The organism is Mesorhizobium sp. C120A (assembly GCF_030323105.1).
In the GTDB taxonomy this organism is placed as follows: Bacteria; Pseudomonadota; Alphaproteobacteria; order Rhizobiales; family Rhizobiaceae; genus Mesorhizobium.
On the sequence record NZ_CP100476.1, the window covers coordinates 1,199,405 to 1,218,162 of the forward strand.

The 18,758-nt window shown below is 63.6% G+C and carries 16 protein-coding genes and 1 riboswitch; of the genes, 9 read left to right on the plus strand and 7 right to left on the minus strand.

The window, feature by feature from the left end; genetic code table 11:
- Nucleotides 1-157: 157 nt before the first annotated feature.
- The 3 genes from NL532_RS05910 (at nt 158) to serA (ending at nt 4,055) form a co-directional block, all read left to right on the plus strand.
- Complete coding sequence (locus NL532_RS05910) at nt 158-1,018, plus strand: outer membrane protein (protein ID WP_023694608.1); 861 nt, start codon at nt 158-160, stop codon at nt 1,016-1,018.
- 201 nt (nt 1,019-1,219) lie between these two features.
- Nucleotides 1,220-2,395, plus strand: a complete 1,176-nt coding sequence (locus NL532_RS05915) for a phosphoserine transaminase (RefSeq protein WP_023733021.1) — start codon at nt 1,220-1,222, stop codon at nt 2,393-2,395.
- A 58-nt stretch (nt 2,396-2,453) separates the two neighbouring features.
- Complete coding sequence (gene serA, locus NL532_RS05920; protein WP_023699182.1) at nt 2,454-4,055, plus strand: phosphoglycerate dehydrogenase; 1,602 nt, start codon at nt 2,454-2,456, stop codon at nt 4,053-4,055.
- 64 nt (nt 4,056-4,119) lie between these two features.
- On the opposite strand, the gene NL532_RS05925 is transcribed toward serA, so the two are convergent.
- Nucleotides 4,120-4,584, minus strand: a complete 465-nt coding sequence (locus NL532_RS05925) for a DUF2231 domain-containing protein (RefSeq protein ID WP_023829271.1) — start codon at nt 4,582-4,584, stop codon at nt 4,120-4,122.
- A gap of 105 nt (nt 4,585-4,689) precedes the next feature.
- The gene (locus NL532_RS05930; RefSeq protein WP_023684196.1) at nt 4,690-5,595 is read right to left on the minus strand and encodes a DMT family transporter; all 906 of its coding nucleotides are present in this window, start codon (nt 5,593-5,595) and stop codon (nt 4,690-4,692) included.
- 208 nt (nt 5,596-5,803) lie between these two features.
- Here NL532_RS05930 and NL532_RS05935 point away from each other — a divergent pair, with 208 nt between their 5' ends.
- Nucleotides 5,804-7,102 (plus strand): adenylosuccinate synthase, encoded by a 1,299-nt coding sequence (locus tag NL532_RS05935; protein WP_023684197.1) that lies wholly within the window; start codon nt 5,804-5,806, stop codon nt 7,100-7,102.
- A 75-nt stretch (nt 7,103-7,177) separates the two neighbouring features.
- The gene (locus NL532_RS05940; RefSeq protein WP_286487949.1) at nt 7,178-8,836 is read left to right on the plus strand and encodes a hypothetical protein; all 1,659 of its coding nucleotides are present in this window, start codon (nt 7,178-7,180) and stop codon (nt 8,834-8,836) included.
- 26 nt (nt 8,837-8,862) lie between these two features.
- On the opposite strand, the gene NL532_RS05945 is transcribed toward NL532_RS05940, so the two are convergent.
- From NL532_RS05945 to NL532_RS05960, 4 genes are read right to left on the minus strand one after another with little or no spacing between them, the layout of a single operon-like run.
- Nucleotides 8,863-9,162 carry a CcdB family protein gene (locus tag NL532_RS05945; protein ID WP_023707245.1) on the minus strand — a complete coding sequence of 100 codons (300 nt, stop codon included), beginning with the start codon at nt 9,160-9,162 and terminating at the stop codon, nt 8,863-8,865.
- Nucleotides 9,162-9,404: a type II toxin-antitoxin system CcdA family antitoxin gene (locus NL532_RS05950; RefSeq protein WP_023709715.1), complete on the minus strand. Its 243-nt coding sequence runs from the start codon at nt 9,402-9,404 to the stop codon at nt 9,162-9,164. Before NL532_RS05950 ends, NL532_RS05945 begins: the two co-directional genes overlap by 1 nt.
- Before the next feature lie 55 nt (nt 9,405-9,459).
- Nucleotides 9,460-11,280, minus strand: a complete 1,821-nt coding sequence (locus NL532_RS05955) for an ABC-F family ATP-binding cassette domain-containing protein (RefSeq protein ID WP_023828293.1) — start codon at nt 11,278-11,280, stop codon at nt 9,460-9,462.
- 1 nt (nt 11,281) lies between these two features.
- Nucleotides 11,282-11,941: a thiamine diphosphokinase gene (locus NL532_RS05960; protein ID WP_023828292.1), complete on the minus strand. Its 660-nt coding sequence runs from the start codon at nt 11,939-11,941 to the stop codon at nt 11,282-11,284.
- Nucleotides 11,942-12,103: 162 nt separating this feature from the next.
- Nucleotides 12,104-12,218, plus strand: a riboswitch (TPP riboswitch).
- Between the two features lie 43 nt (nt 12,219-12,261).
- On the opposite strand from NL532_RS05960, the gene thiB reads away from it, so the two are divergent.
- From thiB to NL532_RS05980, 4 genes are all read left to right on the plus strand, one after another.
- Nucleotides 12,262-13,269 (plus strand): thiamine ABC transporter substrate binding subunit, encoded by a 1,008-nt coding sequence (thiB, locus tag NL532_RS05965; protein ID WP_023828291.1) that lies wholly within the window; start codon nt 12,262-12,264, stop codon nt 13,267-13,269.
- A 219-nt stretch (nt 13,270-13,488) separates the two neighbouring features.
- Nucleotides 13,489-15,087 carry a thiamine/thiamine pyrophosphate ABC transporter permease gene (gene thiP, locus NL532_RS05970; RefSeq protein ID WP_023737346.1) on the plus strand — a complete coding sequence of 533 codons (1,599 nt, stop codon included), beginning with the start codon at nt 13,489-13,491 and terminating at the stop codon, nt 15,085-15,087.
- Nucleotides 15,084-15,848, plus strand: a complete 765-nt coding sequence (gene thiQ / locus NL532_RS05975; protein WP_023835385.1) for a thiamine ABC transporter ATP-binding protein — start codon at nt 15,084-15,086, stop codon at nt 15,846-15,848. Before thiP ends, thiQ begins: the two co-directional genes overlap by 4 nt.
- 331 nt (nt 15,849-16,179) lie before the next feature.
- A complete protein-coding gene (locus tag NL532_RS05980) occupies nt 16,180-17,586 on the plus strand; it encodes a M48 family metalloprotease (protein ID WP_245260366.1) in 1,407 nt (468 codons plus the stop codon).
- 92 nt (nt 17,587-17,678) lie between these two features.
- Here the strand turns inward: NL532_RS05980 and NL532_RS05985 are convergent, their stop codons facing one another.
- Complete coding sequence (locus NL532_RS05985; protein ID WP_023685806.1) at nt 17,679-18,536, minus strand: RNA polymerase factor sigma-32; 858 nt, start codon at nt 18,534-18,536, stop codon at nt 17,679-17,681.
- Nucleotides 18,537-18,758 lie beyond the last annotated feature (222 nt).

An 18,758-nucleotide genomic window follows, 5' to 3' on the forward strand; every position in this document is an offset into this window, starting at 1 on the left:
TTCCAGGCCGCGGCGTGCGGAGGAGAAAGCCTATCGAAATCAAATCGGTAACGTCGCGTTATCCTTAACCCGCACTTAACCACTATGGTTAACAATGCCCACTGAAACGGCGCTTGCGATCAAAATGAAGAGCGCCAATTTCAGGAGCCGGGGACCCATGAATTTCAAATTGCTGACAGCGCCGGCACTTGCCGCACTCGCGCTAGCGCTGCTGACGCCGGCGCAAGCCGCGGACTACGACCCGCCGATCTATGTCGATCAGGCGCCGGACTATCAACCGGTCGAGGTCGGCTCGGGCTGGTATCTGCGGGGGGATGTCGGCTACGCGTTCAGCCATCCCTTCGAGCATGAGGAAGCGACAACCGGCCCGCTTAACAGCTTTACCGACGAGAGCAGCCTTTTCACAGGCAGTTTCGGTATGGGGTATCATGTCAACGACTATCTTCGGGTCGAACTGAACGGCGGGATTCTTCCGACCGACAAATTCGGGGAACACGCCAAGTTGGCAGCCACTTGCGACGGCCATACGCTTGTGGACGACGGTTTTGGCACCATCAATTCCGTCGCGGCTACGCAGGCATGCGATCTTTCCGACAATGCTTCCAACAAAGGCTACAGCATCATGGCCAATGGCTATGTGGATCTCGGCACCTATGTTGGAATCACTCCATATCTTGGCGGAGGGGTCGGTGTCGCATACAATAAATATTACAGGAGCATTGGGGCGAAGGATTGCGTGGAAGTGGCCCCCAATTCGTCCGGCACGGGCGGGTTCTCTTGTGATGATCCGGCCGGTTACGAGGGTGCAACGGATAAGGAGGGCAAATTCAACCTTGCCTATTCGATCGGGGGCGGTCTTTCCTATCAGGTGGCCAAGAACGTGTCGGTTGACCTTGGCTACGAATATTTCTCGGTGCCGGGCGCCAAATACGTCGCTTATGACAGCGGCGCCTTCAACATCCACAAGGGCATCAATTATCAGACGGTCAAGCTCGGGCTGCGCTACGACCTCTGGTAGGCTGGCTGCAGATACGAAACCCGACGGCGGATCTCTTCGATCCGCCGTTTGCGTTTGGGCTCACGACATCCTGATCCCGGACTGCTTCTATCTTGTCAGCGACAAAAACTTTCCTCTTGACGCCTGAGGGCTGAACGCATATCGCCGTCCGTGGGCCACCCCTCCCCAACGAGGGGCCACTATCTGGAAGGATAGACCACGATGACGACGCATACGAAGCCCGGACTCCGTCCGGCAAATCCCAATTTCTCCTCAGGTCCCTGCGCAAAACGCCCCGGCTGGTCGGTCGAGGCGCTGAAGAATGCCGCGCTCGGCCGTTCCCACCGCGCCAAGATCGGCAAGACCAAGCTCGAGCAGGCGATCGAGCTGACGCGCGAAATTCTCCAGGTTCCGGCGGATTACCGTATCGGCATCGTGCCGGCGTCGGACACGGGTGCTGTCGAGATGGCGCTGTGGTCGCTGCTCGGTGAACGCGGTGTCGACATGGTGGCATGGGAAAGCTTTGGCTCGGGCTGGGTGACCGATGTCGTCAAGCAGCTGAAGCTCGCCGGTATCAGAAGGATCGAGGCAGGCTATGGCGAACTGCCGGATCTCACCAAGATCGATTTCGACCGCGATGTGGTCTTCACCTGGAACGGCACGACCTCAGGCGTGCGCGTGCCGAATGGCGATTTCATCCCGGCGGATCGCAAGGGCCTGACCATCTGCGATGCCACCTCAGCGGCATTCGCGCAAAAGCTCGATTTCCAGAAGCTCGATGTCGTCACCTTCTCCTGGCAGAAAGTGCTGGGCGGCGAGGGCGCACACGGCATGCTGATCCTGTCGCCTCGCGCCGTCGAGCGACTGGAAACCTACAAGCCGGCGTGGCCGCTGCCGAAAATCTTCCGCCTGACCTCGGGCGGCAAGCTGATCGAAGGCATCTTCAAGGGCGAGACCATCAACACGCCGTCGATGCTGTGCGTCGAGGACTATCTCGATGCGCTTCATTGGGCGAAGTCGATCGGCGGTCTCGATGCGTTGATTGCCAGAGCCGATGCCAATGCCGCCGTGCTCGATGGCTTTGTCGACAAGTCGTCCTGGCTCGGCCATCTCGCGGTCGATGCGGCGACACGGTCCAACACGTCCGTATGTCTGTCCTTCACCGACGCCGATGTCGCGGCGCTCGACGCCGACGGGCAGGCGGCCTTCGCCAAGGCGATCGTCTCTGTGCTCGACAAGGAAGGCGTCGCCTACGACATCGGCTCCTATCGTGACGCACCTTCCGGTCTGCGCATCTGGTGCGGCGCCACCGTCGAGACCTCCGATCTCGAGGCGCTGCTGCCCTGGCTCGACTGGGCCTTCGCCACGCAGAAGGCTTCGCTGAAGGCAGCAGCCTGAGATTTCGTGGTGGCCTGCGGGCCGCCCTTTCCCGACAATCCAATTCAAGGAGGCCGCCATGGCGCCCCGCGTTCTCGTCTCTGACAAACTCTCCACCACCGCCGTCCAGATATTCAAGGACCGCGGCATCGAGGTCGACTATTTGCCCGATCTCGGCAAGGACAAGGAAAAGCTGCTCGAAGTCATCGGCCAGTATGATGGCCTTGCCATCCGCTCGGCGACCAAGGTCACGGAAAAACTGATCAACGCAGCGACAAGACTCAAGGTCGTCGGCCGCGCCGGCATCGGTGTCGACAATGTCGACATCCCCGCGGCGAGCCGCAAGGGCATCATCGTGATGAACACGCCCTTCGGCAATTCGATCACCACGGCCGAACATGCGGTGGCGATGATCTTTGCACTCGCCCGGCAGATCCCGGAGGCCAATGCCTCGACCCATGCCGGCAAATGGGAAAAGAACCGCTTCATGGGCGTCGAGATCACCGGCAAGACGCTGGGCGTCATCGGCTGCGGCAATATCGGCTCGATCGTCGCCACGCGCGGCGTCGGCCTGAAGATGCATGTCGTTGCCTTCGACCCGTTCCTGTCGGACAAGCGCGCCGAGGAACTCGGCGTCGACAAGGTCGAGCTGGACGAGCTTTTCGCCCGCGCCGATTTCATCACGCTGCACACGCCGCTGACCGACAAGACGCGCAACATCATCGACGCGGCGGCGATCGCCAAAATGAAGAACGGCGTGCGCATCATCAATTGCGCGCGTGGCGGGCTCATCGTCGAAGCCGACCTGGTCGCGGCGCTGAAGAGCGGCAAGGTGGCGGGCGCCGGCGTCGATGTGTTCGAGGTCGAACCGGCGGAGAACAACGCGCTGTTCGGCATGGAGAATGTGGTGGCAACGCCGCATCTCGGCGCCTCGACAGCGGAAGCGCAGGAAAATGTCGCGCTCCAGGTGGCCGAGCAGATGGCCGACTATCTGATCAAGGGCGCGGTTTCGAATGCCATCAACATGCCCTCGATCACGGCCGAGGAAGCACCGCGGCTGAAGCCGTTCGTCAAGCTCGCCGAAGTGCTCGGCGCCTTTGTCGGCCAAGTCACCGAGGACCCGATCAACGAGGTCGAGATCCTGTTCGACGGCTCGACCGCGACGATGAACACGCGTGCCCTGATCAGTGCCGCGCTTGCCGGACTGATCCGGCCGCAGGTCGCCGACGTCAATATGGTGTCGGCGCCGATCATGGTGAAGGAGCGCGGCATCATCGTCGCCGAGGTCAAGCGCGACAAGTCGGGCGTGTTCGACGGCTACATCAAGCTGACGGTGAAGACCGAGCACATGACGCGCTCGATCGCCGGCACCTGCTTCTCCGACGGCAAGCCGCGCTTCATCCAGATCAAGGGCATCAATCTCGACGCCGAGGTCGGCCAGCACATGCTCTACACAACCAATGCCGATGCGCCCGGCATTATCGGCCTGCTCGGCACGGTGTGCGGCGAGAACGGCGTCAACATCGCCAACTTCCAGCTCGGCCGCAACCGGCCGGGCGGCGACGCGATTGCGCTGCTCTATCTCGACGCGCCGTTCCCGGAAAAAGTGCTGGAACAGGTCAAGGCGCACAAGTCGATAGACTCGGCCAAGCGGCTGCAGTTCGACGTCAACGCGATGTAGTTGACGTCGTGGCGGACGCGGCGGTCCTCCCCCCATCATTGGGGCGGCCGCCGCACAGGCCGGTTCAGGTCAATTCATCTGAGACGTCGGAGACGCCCACGCGATGCCGATAGACCAATTCCCAGCCCTTCCAGCCTGTAAACAGCAGGACCAGAACCACGATGAGCGATAAGATAAAGCCGGTCGGGATCACAGCCGCCGCTCCACCGACATAACGCGAGTACCAGTTATAAAGCTCGATCAGCACGACGAGCACGTTGCCGCCGGCATGGAGCCATGCCGTCGTGAGATTGCGGATCTGAACATCGCCGAGAACGTCCGTCAGGCCGGTAAGAGCGGCCAAGGCGCCCATGATCAGGCCGGCGCCGAGAAGCCAAAGCGATCCGGTGACCCACCCGGGATCGGCTGTTTGCCAGAAAATCAGATCGCAAACGAAGGTGCCGACAAAGAAGGCGATCGGAAACGGAATCAGCATTGGATGAATGGGGTGACCGGCAATGCTTGCCGTGCTGCGAGGGTTATGGCTCATCTTGTTGCCTCCCACGCAAGCAAACTCCGCCAGAGGTAAAATGTTCCAGGTCGGCGCGCGGCAGCAGTTATCGCGACGGCGGCGCAGCGCGGCAGCAGCCAAATGTTATCCGCGGCGGTTCGGTGCCGCCATCTTGCGCCCGCTGTATTCGGCGAGCGAAATGCCGCCCAGCACCAGGACGAGCGCCAGCGCCTGGTAGAGCTGGAATGTCTCGCCGACGATCAGCACTGACAGCAGCGTGCCGAAGATCGGCACCAGATTGATGAACAGCCCGGCACGGTTGGCGCCGATCAGTTCGTTGCCCCTGATGTAAGTGATCTGCGAAATGACCGAAGCGCCGATCGCGGTATAGACGATGACCACCCAGCCGCTGATATCGGGGACGATAACCTTGCCGGCGGCGACCTCCCACAGGAAGAACGGCAGCGAGGTGATGAGGGCAGCGATCGCCAGGGACAACATCAGGCTCTGCCAGCGCATCACCGGCTTCAGCCGCAGCCCGACCGAATAACCGCTGTAGAGGACGACCGCGACCAGCATGATGGCGTCGCCGAAATTGAGTTCCAATGTGAGCAGCCGGCGCGGATCGCCGTGGCAGGCAGTCAAGATGACACCGAAGATGGTCAGCACCACGCCCGCAATCTGCGCCCAGCTCACGCGCAGGCGGAAGAAGAAGAAATTGGCAATGATGATCAAGACCGGCATCGCCGCCTGTTCGATCGAGACATTGATCGCGGTCGTGTAGTTGAGCGCGGTGTAAAAAATGGTGTTGAACAGAGTGAAGCCGCTGGCGCCAAGTGCAGCCAGCACGAACCAGTGTTTGCGCACCACCTGCCAGTCCTCCCTGATCGTGCGCCAGCCGATCGGCAGCAGGATCGCGACGGCCAGCACCCAGCGCAGGAAGACCAGCGTCATCGGCGAGACGTGATCGACCGCCAGCTTGCCGGCGACGGAATTGCCGCCCCACAGCAGGGTGGTCAGCAGCAGGAAAAGGTAGGCGCGTCGATGCATGCGGGATTCCGGCCGCTTGGGGAGTTGTGTTTGCCGGCCTATTGCCCCCGCCGACGCAAGTAAATGATGTCAAAGCCGAAAATTGTTGTGCCTCAGGGCATTTTCGACGGCAAAGAAAGGTCGCGCTTGCGAGGTCTTGACGCTATAGAGGCCTGTCGTTTCGAACCATATCCAGGCCGCCAGGGCGGCATCTCAAGGGAAAAGAAACATGGCCAATGTGGTGGTCGTCGGCTCGCAATGGGGCGACGAAGGCAAGGGCAAGATCGTCGACTGGTTGTCGGAGCGCGCCGACGTGGTCGTGCGCTTCCAGGGCGGCCACAATGCCGGCCATACGCTGGTCGTCGATGGCAAGGTCTACAAACTGTCGCTGCTGCCGTCGGGCGTGGTGCGGCAAGGCAAGCTGTCGATCATCGGCAATGGCGTCGTCTTCGACCCGCACGCCTTTGTCGCCGAAGTGGCAAAACTCAAGGCGCAAGGCGTCGAGGTCACGCCGGACCGCCTGAAAATAGCCGAAAACACCGCGCTTATCCTGTCGCTGCACCGGGAGCTGGACGGATTCCGCGAGGACGCCGCCTCCAATTCCGGGACGAAAATTGGCACGACGCGTCGTGGCATCGGCCCAGCCTATGAAGACAAGGTGGGCCGGCGCGCGGTTCGGGTGATGGATCTGGCGGATTTGGAAACGCTGCCCCTCAAGGTCGACAGGCTGCTGACGCATCACAATGCGCTGCGTCGCGGGCTTGGCCATGGCGAAGTCACGCATGAGGCGATCATGACCGAGCTGACCTCGGTCGCCGATGAGATCCTGCCCTATATGGACCGCGTCTGGAAAATCCTCGACGACAAGCGCCGCGCCGGCGAACGCATCCTGTTCGAGGGCGCGCAAGGCACGCTGCTCGACATCGACCACGGCACATATCCGTTCGTCACCTCGTCCAACACCGTTGCCGGCCAGGCAGCCGCCGGCTCGGGGGTGGGCCCCGGCGCCATCGGCTATGTCCTGGGCATCACCAAGGCCTATACGACGCGTGTCGGCGAAGGCCCGTTCCCGACCGAGCAGAAGAACGAGATCGGCGAATTTCTCGGTACGCGTGGCCACGAATTCGGCGTCGTCACCGGGCGCAAACGCCGTTGCGGCTGGTTCGACGCCGTGCTGGTGCGCCAGGCCGTCGCCGTCAACGGCATCAAGGGCATCGCGTTGACCAAGCTCGACGTGCTCGACGGGCTGGATGAGATCAAGGTCTGCACCGGCTACCGTCTCGACGGCGAAACGATCGACTATCTGCCGGCCAGCCAGGGCGCGCAGGCGCGTGTCGAGCCGGTCTACGAGACGCTCGAAGGCTGGAAAGGCACCACCGCCGGCGCGCGCAGCTGGAACGACCTTCCGGCGCAGGCCGTCAAATACGTCCGTTACATCGAGGAGCTAATCGGCGCACCCGTCGCGCTCCTTTCCACCAGCCCGGAACGGGACGACACGATACTTGTGACCGATCCGTTTCAAGACTAGTTTTCTGAAGCCTTTCCGGGCATCGCGGCCGATTTGCGGGGGCCGGCGCGGAAACAAATACAGGTCGACTGAAGCATGGCAGATTTCGTTGCTATTCTGAAAAAGGCGCTCGACAAGCACGGCGACGAAACGCCCGAAAAGCGTACGCGGATCTATGAAAGCGTTCGTACCATGCTGGCGAAGAAGCTTGCGGAGTATTCGCCGCCGCTGGCCGCCGAAGCCATAAGCACGCAGAAGCGATCCCTGGAAGATGCCATCTCGAGCGTCGAGCGCGACTATGCCAGGGCGGTGCCGGCATCCGATCCGCTGGCGGAGCTGGAGCACATCTTCTCCTCCATAGACCGCAACAAGAACCAGTCCAGTCATGTAAAGCCTTCCGCCACGCCTGTGCCGGCCTGGCAGCCGGCGAAACCCGTGCAGCCGGCGCCGACCGCCAGGACAGAGCCGAGCTGGCAGAGGCCCGCGCCGACACCGCCGTCGCCTGCGGCGCGTGCAGAAACCATCGACAAGCAAGCCGTGGAGCTGGACGCCGACGACGACAGCGCCGATGTGTTCGCCAATGACGAGCAGCCGGTCGCGGACACGTTCCAGCGCCTGCGCCCAGCCGAGCGCAGGCGCAGCTATGGCGGGTTGATCGCGGCTGTCGTCGCGCTTCTGGTGGTCGCCGGCGGCGGCTATGGCATCTGGCTGAACAAGGATGCCTTTGGCTCGATGCTGGGCCTCGGCGGCGACACCAAGACGGTCTCGACCGAACCGCTGGTAAAGCCGGCGCCGGCCAAGCCCGCGGCCGATGCACCGGCACCGGCCGCTGCGGGCGAGGGAACGAAGTTCACCCAGCGCCTGTCGCCCGAAGGCGGTGAAACCGACCCCGGTCCCGCGGCCGGTCAAAGCGGCATCGGCGAGGGCGAGTCCGTCGCCGCGCTGACCACACCGCCACCCCCGGCTCCAGCGCCACCTGCGGCTCCAGCGCCTGCGACCCCGCCGGCCGGCGACGCCGCAGCCACGGGCGCGCCCGCCACGCCGGCGCCCGACGCTTCCGCCACGCCACCGGCAACGCCGCCCGCCGATGGCGTCGCTCCGCCGGCCAACGGGGCAGCACCGGCTGATGCCGCCGCCACGCCGCCCGCGGCCGGCACGCCGCCCGCTGCGCCGGCGGCCGCCGCTCCCGCGCCGACCGTTGCGGTCGGCCAGAAGGCGATCTTCTACGAGGAACGCACCTCGACCGCGCAAGGTTCGGCCGAACCCGGCAGCATCGTCTGGTCGCTGGTGCAGGAATCGCCCGGCGGCGACCTGCCGCCCGAGCCGGCGATCCGCGCCGAGGCGACCATTCCCGGCAAGGACATCCAGCTGCGCATGACCATCCGCCGCAATACCGACCAGACGCTGCCGGCCAGCCACATCATCGAGATGATCTTCCTGACGCCCGAGGGCTTTGACGGCGGTGGCGTCGACAACATCCTGCGCGTCGCCATGAAGAGTTCGGAACAGGATGCCGGCAGCCCGCTGATCGGCATTCCGGCCAAGATCGCCGACGGCTTCTTCCTGGTGGCGCTCAACGACACCAAGGCCGACGAGGACGCCAATATGACCTTGCTTCGAGGCCAGGACTGGATCGACGTGCCGGTGGTCTACAAGACCGGACGCCGGGCGCTGCTGACCATGGAAAAGGGCATTCCGGGCGAGAAGGTGTTCGACGAGGCGCTGAAGGCCTGGCAGGCCAAGACGGCAGGTTGACGGGCGGCAGTAGCGGCTGCCTTCGCTCAGAAGCCCTGGAACAGCATGTCGAGCGCGGCGACGATGTCGTCGTGATGTCTAGAAAGGTTTCCCTCTGGCATCCGCAATTCGGACGCGCTGAAGGCCGACACAAACTGTGTGACCATCACAAGATCTTTGCCGTTTATAGCGAAGGTCGGGTTCAGGCGGCGGCCAGGAAGCGGGGCAATCTCGGGCGGCATCAAAGGAACGACCACCGTCGTGCTCAGCCCTTCAAGCATATCTGACTGCACGTCGAGAAGATAACCGTCGCTCTCGGTACTCCGATAGAAATCGTAACGCGCCATCAGAACGGCCGGTGTTTAGCCAATGGCAGTCCGTTCTTTCGGACATATTCGTTGGAGCTTTCGATGGCTTCCCTGTTTTCTTCTTGCCATCGACGCGTTTTCTCCGCCGCAATCGCTTTCGCGATCCCTGCTTCGGCAGCGCGGGAGATGTTGATGCCCAACGCTTTGGCGTCCTTGATCAACTGAGAGTCAATGGACGTGTTGACAGAGGCCCGCTGAGTTTTTGGCGTCGATTGAAGCACGGAGATGCCTCCTTTCATGCGCACAATATACGCGCATAAAAGACCGCAGGCAATGCTACCCCTCCATCTCCTCACGCAGCATTTCCAGTTCCAGCCACTCTTCCTCGAGTGCGGCCAGCGTGGCGCGTTCCTTGTCGAGGGCGGCGATGGTCTTTTGGAACGAGGCCGGGTCGCGCTCGTAATAGGCGGGATCGGCGATGTTGTTTTCCAAACGCGAGATCGAGGCCATTACCGCCTCGATCTTCTTGGGCAGCGATTCCAGGGCGAATTTCTGCTTGAACGACAGTTTCTTCGACGGCCCTTTTGGCGCTGCCGGCTCGCTCTTGCCCAGCGCCGGCGCATCGCTGGCTTCGGCCTTGGCGCGCGCCTTGCGGTCGTCGAGCCGGGTGCCGCCGCGCTGCGCCAGCATGTCGGAATAGCCACCGGCATATTCGATCCAGCGGCCGCCTCCGTCCGGGGCGATGATGCTGGTGACGGTGCGGTCGAGGAAGTCGCGGTCGTGGCTGACCAGGATGACCGTGCCGGCAAAGCCGGCGACAAGTTCCTGCAACAGTTCCAGCGTCTCCATGTCGAGATCGTTGGTCGGCTCGTCGAGCACCAGAAGGTTGGCCGGCCGCGCCAGAACACGCGCCAGGAGCAGCCGCGCCCGTTCGCCGCCGGACAGCTCGCGCACCGGGGTGCGCGCCTGTTCCGGCTTGAACAGGAAATCCTTCATGTAGGACACGACATGGCGCTGCTCGCCATTGATGACGAGGTTTTCGCCGCGCCCGTCCGTGAGATACTGCGCCAGGGTCTCGGCCGGATCGACCGCCTCGCGCTTCTGGTCGAGCGTGGCGATTTCCAGATTGGTGCCGAGCCGCACCGAGCCGGCGTCGGGCTTCATCTCGCCGGTGAGCATCTTCAACAGCGTCGTCTTTCCGGCGCCGTTCGGCCCGACAAGGCCGATGCGATCGCCGCGCTGGATGCGGGTCGAGAAGCCTTTGACCACGGTGAGGTCGCCAAAGCTCTTTTCGATGTTCTTGGCCTCGATCACCAGCTTGCCGGATTCGGCGGCGTCGCTGGCCACCATGGTGGCCGAGCCCTCGGCGCCGCGATGGCCGCGAAAACGCTGGCGCATGGTCTGCAGTTCGCCCAGGCGGCGCATGTTGCGTTTGCGGCGAGCCGTCACGCCATAGCGCAGCCAATGCTCCTCGCGCACGATCTGGCGGCCCAGCTTGTGCTGTTCGCGCTCTTCCTCTTCCAGCACAAGGTCGCGCCATTCCTCGAAATGGCCAAAGCCCTTGTCGAGGCGGCGGGTCTGGCCACGGTCGAGCCAGACAGTGGCGCGCGAGACGCGTTCGAGGAAGCGTCGGTCGTGCGAGATGACGATCAGCGCCGAAGACGTCCGGACGAGCTCCTCTTCCAGCCATTCGATGACCGACAAATCGAGATGGTTGGTCGGCTCGTCAAGCAGCAGAATATCGGGTTCGGGCGCCATGACGCGGGCAAGTGCTGCGCGGCGCGCCTCGCCACCGGAGAGATCGTTGGGGTTCTCCGTGCCGGCGAGGCCGAGATGCTCCATCAGATATGTGGCGCGGTAGGGATCGTCGGCAGGCCCAAGCCCAGCCTCGACATAGGCACGCACATTGGCAAAGCCGTCCATGTCGGGCATTTGCGGGAGATAGCGCACCGTTGCCGAAGGCTGGCGGAAGACCTCGCCGTCTTGCGGCTCGATCAGACCGGCGGCAATCTTCAGGAGCGTCGACTTGCCGGAGCCGTTGCGGCCGACGAGCGCGATCTTGTCACCGGCGGACGCCGTCAGTTCGGCGCCGTCGAGCAGCGGCGTGCCGCCAAAGGTCAGTCTTATGCCGTCGAGGTTGAGAAGGGGCGGGGCCATGTCAGCTTTCAGGCAAGGGGTAGGGGTGGGCGAGCAGCAGCGCGCGGCCATGGCCGAGTTCGATTTCGAGGCGGCCCCCGGTCTTGTTGGACTTGACCTCGTTCGAGATGGTCAGCGACGAGCCGAACACGACCTCGACATGGTCGAGCGGCCACTTCGCGCCGGACACGGTGAGGCCCGAAAGATCGGAAAAGCCGAGCACCGAAAACAGCGTTCCGTCGGCATAGTCGAAGCCGGCCTTGCCAGGCAGCAGAGGGGCGCCTTCCTGCGCTCCGCTGGTCAACAGCACTTTTGTGCCGGCCTCTGCCAGCCGCAGGCTGAGCGCCAGATGGAGGAAGGCGTGGTCGGCGCGCTTGCCGCCGAAAGCGCCGGCCAGCACCAGGCTGGTGGCGCCGCGTTCCAATGCCGCCGCGATCGCCAGTTCGCCATCGGTCTTGTCCTTTTCGGGAGGAAACACCTCCCGCGGCACGGCGGCGAGATCGGCAGGCAGGTCCGCCGGCACGGAATCGAAATCGCCGACCCACAGCTCCGGCATCAGGCCGAGCAGGCGGGCATGATCGATGCCGGCGTCGGCGGCGATGACGCGCGTGTCCGCGACCTGGCGGTCGAGCCGCGGCGTGCGGACGAGATCGCCGCCAAGCAGGATGGTGAATGTGCTCATATCCGCTGGCCCTTACCAGCCCCGCCGACGAAACGGAAGGCCGAGCGGCACCGTCACTCTTTGTTGGAGCATGATCTTTTTCCGGAAACGGATTCCACTTTCCGGGATCATGCTCGGGCAAACTTCCACTTGCGTGGCACCTTGGCCGGGCCTATGTGTCGAAACGCTCTAACGGGGTGCCGGACGCGATCTTCGCGGACCGGCTGAGAGGCAGTCTCGCCAACCCGCTGAACCTGATCCGGTTTGTACCGGCGGAGGGATTAGACGCTTCGGACAGCCCGACGCCTCAATTCCTTTCAACACGAATGAAGGAGGCGCCGATGCGCATGTTTTTGCCCCGTCTTGTCCCAGCGCTGGGGCTTGCTGTTTCGCTACTGGCAAGCTCTGCGTCCGCGCAGGAAAAACTCACGATCTATACCTATGAGAGTTTCACTGCCGACTGGGGTCCGGGCCCCCAGGTGAAGAAGGAATTCGAGGCCGAGTGCGGCTGCAGCGTCGACTTCGTCTCGGCGGCCGACGGCGTCGCACTTCTCAACCGCGTCAAGCTTGAAGGTGCCTCGACCAAGGCCGATATCGTGCTTGGTCTCGACACCAACCTCACCGCGGAAGCCAAGGCTTCCGGCCTGTTTGTCCCACATGGCGCGGTGGCTGAAAACAACGTGCCGGGCGGCTGGAGCGACGACACTTTCGTGCCCTACGATTATGGCTATTTCGCCGTCGTCTACGACACCGAGAAGCTGAAGAACCCACCGAAGAGCCTGAAGGAATTGGTCGAGGGCGATGCCGCCGACAAGATCGTCATCCAGGATCCGAGGACGTCGACGCCGGGCCTTGGCCTGCTGCTGTGGGTTAAGTCGGTCTATGGCGACAAGGCGCCGGAAGCCTGGGCGAAACTCAAGGGCAAAGTGCTGACGGTGACGCCGGGCTGGAGCGAGGCCTACGGCCTGTTCACCAAGGGCGAGGCGCCGATGGTGCTTTCCTATACGACGTCGCCGGCCTACCACATGGTGGCGGAGAACACCGGGCGCTACCAGGCGGCCTCGTTCGAGGAAGGCGAGTATCTGCAGATCGAGGTCGCCGGCATCACCACCACGGGCGCGAAGAATCCGCTGGCGGCGAAGTTCCTGGCCTTCATGACCGGGCCGAAATTCCAGGATGTCATTCCGGAGACCAACTGGATGTTCCCGGCCGGGAAAACCGACAAGCCGCTCAATCCGGCTTTTGATAGGCTGGTCAAGCCGGCGAAGACCTTGCTGTTCAGCCCGGAAGAGGTCGCGGCAAATCGCAAGGCCTGGGTGGATGAATGGCTGGCGGTGATGAGCAAGTAGATTTGGCTGTATGATCGAAAGATGAGTGCCCTACGGCGCCCCCCTCTGTCCTGCCGGACATCTCCCCCACGAGGGGGGAGATTGGCTATCGTCGGCGATTTCGCCAGTCGCCAAGGTTGCAGGAATAAGCGGGGCGCGGAAATAGCTGATCTCCCCCTTGTGGGGGAGATGTCCGGCAGGACAGAGGGGGGCGCGAAGGAACGCGACGCCCGGTAAAGAGTGCAACGCTCTGACCCCCGCATCACGGCCGGCATTGTCGCGCTTGCGGCAATCGCGCTGCTGATCGGTGGCGCCTTCGCCGGCCTTATCCGCGAAGGCGCGCACGACCTTTCCGGCGCCGCGTCCGCCTTTGACCTCTATCTCCTGCGCGTTGTCCGCTTCACGCTCTGGCAGGCTGCGCTCTCGACTCTGCTTTCCGCCGTACCGGCGCTCTTCGTCGCCCGGGCGCTGTCGCGGCATCCGCGCTTCTTCGGACGCGGCTTCATCCTGCAGCTATTCACTGTGCCCCTTGCCTTGCCGGCAATTGTCGGAGCGCTGGGAATACTGGCGCTCTATGGCCGCGCCGGTTATTTCGCCGCGATCGGTGGCCAGAGCTGGCCCGACATCTATGGGCTGTCGGGCATCCTCGTCGCCCACGTCTTCTTCAACCTGCCGCTGGCCACCCGGCTGTTCCTCGAAGCGCTGGGAACGGTGCCGGCCGATCAATGGCGGCTGGCGAGTCAGCTCGGCATGGGGGCGAGGCCAGCCTTCCGGCTGATCGAGTGGCCGGTGCTGCGCGCCGCGCTGCCGGGCGTCGCCGGGCTTGTCTTCATGCTTTGCATCACCTCCTTCACCATCGTCCTGATCCTCGGCGGCGGGCCGGCGGCGACGACGCTGGAAGTCGCCATCTATCAGGCGCTGCGTTTCGACTTCGATCCGGCGCGAGCGGTGACGCTGACGGTGCTACAGATCGCGCTGACTTTCGCCGTCATGCTGGCGCTGACGCGGCTCGGCGCCAATGTGACCGGCGACGCCAATTTGCCTGTCGCGCCGCGCCGCTATCACTTGGCCGGCAAAGCAGAAACAGCGTTCAACGCCGTCCTGATCGTGCTCGCCTTGCTGTTCGTCGCCGGACCAATGGCGGCCACCGTCGCGTCCGGCCTCGGCGCCGATCTCGGCCGGCTGGCGGGCGAGAGTGCCGTGCGTCAGGCGACCCTGACCAGCGCCGGTCTCGCCCTCTCGGCGGCGCTACTTTCGGTGGCGCTGTCGCTGTCGCTGATCATGGCTCGGCGGGCACTGTCGCTGCGCCGCCGGTCCAGTGCCCGTTCATTGCTCGAACATGCCACCGACACCGGCGCCGGCTTCGTCCTCGTCGTGCCGCCCATTGTCATCGGCGCCGGCTGGTTTCTCCTGCTGCGCACGGTCAGCGATGTCTTTGCCATCGCGCCGGTCATGGTCGTCATCGTCAATGCGGTGATGGCGATGCCCTTTGCCATCCGCGCGATGCGCCCGGCCTATGATGCGGCGAGCGAGCGCCACGAAAAGCTGTGCGCGCAGCTCGGCATTGCGGGCTGGAACCGGCTGCTTCTGGTCGACTGGCCATCGCTCCGGCGGCCGCTGGCCACCGGCTTTGCCTTCGCCATGGCACTGTCGCTCGGCGATCTCGGCGTCATCGCGCTGTTCGGCAGCGATTCGGTACAGACCTTGCCCTATCTCCTGCTGGCGCGCATGGGCAGCTATCGCACGGCCGATGCTGCCGGGCTGGCTTTGCTGCTCGGGGCGGTCTGCCTTGCATTGGTGGTCGCGGCAGACTGGCTGGGACGGGGAGAGAGATCGTGACGTCCGCTGTGGAGAAAGGCACGACTGTCCGGCTGGACAAGGTCTCGTTCAGCTATGGCGAAACGTCATTCCTGTTCGATGTCGAATTCCATACATCTAAGATCACCGCCATCATGGGGGCAAGTGGTTCGGGCAAATCGACCTTGCTCAATCTGGTGGCTGGTTTCGAGACGCCGGAGTCCGGTCGTGTGCTGATCGGCGGCGCCGATGTCGGCGCCGAGCCGCCTTCGGCGCGGCCGGTGTCGATGGTATTCCAGGAAAACAATCTGTTTGCTCATCTCTCGGTGGAGAAGAATGTCGGGCTCGGCCGCTCGCCATCGCTCAACCTGACCGACGCCGATCGCGCCGCAATCGCCGAGGCGCTTGACCGCGTCGGCCTGGCCGGCAAGGAGATGCGCCTGCCGCGCGAACTCTCCGGCGGCGAAAGGCAGCGCGTAGCGCTCGCCCGCGTTCTGGTGCGCGACCGGCCAGTGCTGCTGCTCGACGAGCCGTTCGCTTCGCTCGGGCCAGCACTGCGCGACGACATGCTCGACCTGGTGGCCGGCGTTCATGCCGAGCGGGCGATGACGGTGCTGTTCGTCACGCATCAGCCGGAAGACGCTCGCCGTATCGGCGAGCAGATGGTTTTTCTGGACAATGGCAGGGTTGCCGCGACGGGACCTGCCGCCGATTTTTTCGACGGCACTGGCCCTGAAGCGTTTCGGCGCTATATCGGCGCAAGTTCGGGCGGATCACGCGATATTGCCCGGAAGCGGACATAATTTACGACCAAACCGGCTACAGGTGATGTGGCGCTTGCTTGCCATGGTCCAGCTGATGTGGCTAGGTCCGCTTAGTACTGGTCCGGCACGAGCCGTGATTTGCCCCCTACAGCGCCGCATCCGGCCGGATGCGTAAACGCTGTAGGTTTTTTGATGTGTGCAGGATTGCCAACGAAAACCGATTTTTCGCTGGCGCGGACCCCGGTCCAAATCATGCGCCGAGAGCTGAAGGAACGCCGTGCTGCCGACCGGCACTGACACTTTGAAACGCAGACCGCTGGTGCGCTTCCTCGCGCTGGCCGGCCTTGCCGTGGCGCTGGCCAGCTGCCAGATGTTCACGCCTCCCGAAGTGCAGGAATCCGGCTTCCAGCCTTCCGACAAGCCGATCACGGTCGACAATGTCGCCGCCAACAGCAAGCTTGCCGAACTGGCGAAGGCACAGCATCCGCGCATCCTTGCCACCTATGGCGGCGAATATTCCGATCCCAAGCTCGAGCGCATGGTGGCCAAGGTTGTCGGCAGCCTGACCGTGGTGTCGGCCAATCCGACCCAGACCTATCGCATCACCATCCTCAATTCGCCCAACGTCAACGCTTTCGCGCTGCCGGGTGGCTATCTCTACGTCACCCGCGGCCTGCTGGCGCTGGCCAATGATTCGGCCGAACTCGCCGCCGTCATCGCGCATGAGATGGGCCACGTCACCGCCAATCACGGTCTGCAGCGACAGCAGCTCGAGGCCGAGGAAGGCCTGGCGACCAAGGTGGTCTCCGATGTGCTGGGCGACAGTCCGACCGCCAAGCAGGCATTGATCCGCGGCAAGCTGAGGCTGGCGCAGTTCTCGCGCAACCAGGAGCTGGAGGCAGACGCGATCGGCATCAAATCGATCGGCGAGGCGGGTTACGATCCCTATGCCGCCGGGCGTTTCCTGCAGTCGATGTCGGCCTATACCGATTTCCGCTCGATCAGCGGCGCCACCGACGCCAGCCTCGACTTCCTGGCTACGCACCCCAACACGCCGCAGCGAATTGATCTGGCGCAGCGCCACGCCCGCCAGTTCGGCGCGCCGGGCATCGGCACCCGCGACCGCGATTCCTTCCTGGCCGGGATAGACGGCCTGCTCTATGGCGACACGCCGGAAGAGGGCTATGTGCGCGGCCAGACCTTCCTGCATCCGGGCCTCGGCGTTTCGTTCACGGTGCCCGACGGCTTCATCATCGACAATTCGGCGGCGGCGGTGACGGCGACCGGTCCCGGCGACATGGCGATCCGCTTCGACGGTGTGTCGATCGACAAGGATCGTGCGCTGACCGACTACATCAGAAGCGGCTGGGTGGCCGGTCTCGACGAGACCAGTGTGCGCCAGGAGACGATCGACGGCAACGAGGCGGCGACAGCGCACGCCGGCGCCGATGGCTGGCAGTTCGACATTGCGGTGATCCGCGCCGGCGGCCAAGTCTACCGGCTTTTGACAGCGGCCCCCTCGGCCAGCACGACACTCGATCCGGTGGCACGCTCGGTCAGCGGTTCGTTCCGCGTGCTCAGCCCCGCCGAGAAAGCGGCACTGAAGCCGCTGCATATCCGCGTCGTCACGGTACAGGCCGGGCAGACGATGGGCACACTTTCGGCGCAGATGGTCGGCGTCGACCGCAAGCTCGATCTGTTCCGCGTGCTCAACGCGATGTCGCCGGGCGCCTCGGTTTCGGCCGGCGACAAGGTCAAGATCGTCACGGACAGATAGCGCCGGTCTTCGTCAGAAACCCCAGCCTTCGTAGTGCTTGTTTCTGAGATAACTTTTCTGAGATAACTCGGGGTACCCCGTTCCTGGCAATCTCAGGCCGCCATGAACTCCGGATTCTGCTTCACCAGCGCGAGCTTGAGCTTTTCCATGGCGCGGGCCTCGATCTGCCGGACACGCTCCTTGGAAATGCCGAGCGTCTCGCCAAGCGCCTCAAGCGTCGCACCTTCGTCGCTCAGCCGGCGCTCCTCGATGATCCTGAGTTCGCGGGCATTGAGCGCGCGGAGCGCCGTCTTCAGCCACATCAGGCGCCGTTCGACGTCGATGGTGTCGCCGGCGACCTCGTCAGGCAATGGATCGTCCGAAATCAGGAAGTCCATCCGCTCGGTGGTGCCAGCTTCGTCGGCGAGCGGTGCGTTGAGCGAAGAGTCAGGTGCTGAAAGCCTGGAATCCATCTTCGCGACATCGGCCTCGGAGACGCCTAGGGCTACCGAGACTTCGCGGTAGAGCGTGGCGTTGGAGATCGGCTCGGCGCCATTGGCAAGACGGGCGCGCAGGCGCCGCAGGTTGAAGAACAGCGCCTTTTGCGCCGAAGAGGTGCCGCCGCGAACGATCGACCAGTTGCGCAGGATATAGTCCTGCATCGAAGCGCGGATCCACCATGTCGCATAGGTCGAGAAGCGCACCTCGCGCTCCGGCTCGAAACGCGCGGCTGCTTCCAGCAGCCCGACATGGCCCTCTTGGACCAGATCTCCGAGCGGCAGGCCGTAATGTCGGAACTTCGAAGCCATGGAGATGACCAGCCGCATATGGGCGACGGTGATCTGATGCAGCGCCTGCTGATCCTGGTCCTCCTTCCAGCGCAAGGCGAGAACATGTTCCTCATCGCGCTCGAGGTAGGGGGCTTTCATTGCCGTGCGGACCATGGTCCGTCCTGCCGTGTCTTCGATCATGCCGCGCTCCTGCTCCCGGACATTTTCGGACGGCCTGGCGGCCGTTATCTCTGTTTGACGCAATTCCGAAGGAAACCGCTTTCCCACTTTCCTGGAATTGCTTCGGGCCTAGCGCAGCTAAGGGTTCTTGAAATGGAAACGCGGCGCCCTACAACAAGCCATGAACGTGCCATACCGGGGATTGGTTCCGCCGCCGAGGGCGGTTGTTTTGTGCGGTCCGAC

What these genes read in the sequence shown, in the direction of transcription:
- NL532_RS05955 (WP_023828293.1), bottom strand. Translation starts at nt 11,280, where the DNA reads ATGGCCCCGCCCCTTCTCAACCTCGACGGCATAAGACTGACCTTTGGC.
- NL532_RS05980 (WP_245260366.1), top strand. Translation starts at nt 16,180, where the DNA reads ATGTTCACGCCTCCCGAAGTGCAGGAATCCGGCTTCCAGCCTTCCGAC.
- NL532_RS05915 (WP_023733021.1), top strand. Translation starts at nt 1,220, where the DNA reads ATGACGACGCATACGAAGCCCGGACTCCGTCCGGCAAATCCCAATTTC.
- NL532_RS05925 (WP_023829271.1), bottom strand. Translation starts at nt 4,584, where the DNA reads ATGAGCCATAACCCTCGCAGCACGGCAAGCATTGCCGGTCACCCCATT.
- NL532_RS05945 (WP_023707245.1), bottom strand. Translation starts at nt 9,162, where the DNA reads ATGGCGCGTTACGATTTCTATCGGAGTACCGAGAGCGACGGTTATCTT.
- NL532_RS05940 (WP_286487949.1), top strand. Translation starts at nt 7,178, where the DNA reads ATGGCAGATTTCGTTGCTATTCTGAAAAAGGCGCTCGACAAGCACGGC.
- NL532_RS05930 (WP_023684196.1), bottom strand. Translation starts at nt 5,595, where the DNA reads ATGCATCGACGCGCCTACCTTTTCCTGCTGCTGACCACCCTGCTGTGG.
- NL532_RS05960 (WP_023828292.1), bottom strand. Translation starts at nt 11,941, where the DNA reads ATGAGCACATTCACCATCCTGCTTGGCGGCGATCTCGTCCGCACGCCG.
- NL532_RS05935 (WP_023684197.1), top strand. Translation starts at nt 5,804, where the DNA reads ATGGCCAATGTGGTGGTCGTCGGCTCGCAATGGGGCGACGAAGGCAAG.
- NL532_RS05910 (WP_023694608.1), top strand. Translation starts at nt 158, where the DNA reads ATGAATTTCAAATTGCTGACAGCGCCGGCACTTGCCGCACTCGCGCTA.
- NL532_RS05985 (WP_023685806.1), bottom strand. Translation starts at nt 18,536, where the DNA reads ATGATCGAAGACACGGCAGGACGGACCATGGTCCGCACGGCAATGAAA.
- thiB (WP_023828291.1), top strand. Translation starts at nt 12,262, where the DNA reads ATGCGCATGTTTTTGCCCCGTCTTGTCCCAGCGCTGGGGCTTGCTGTT.
- serA (WP_023699182.1), top strand. Translation starts at nt 2,454, where the DNA reads ATGGCGCCCCGCGTTCTCGTCTCTGACAAACTCTCCACCACCGCCGTC.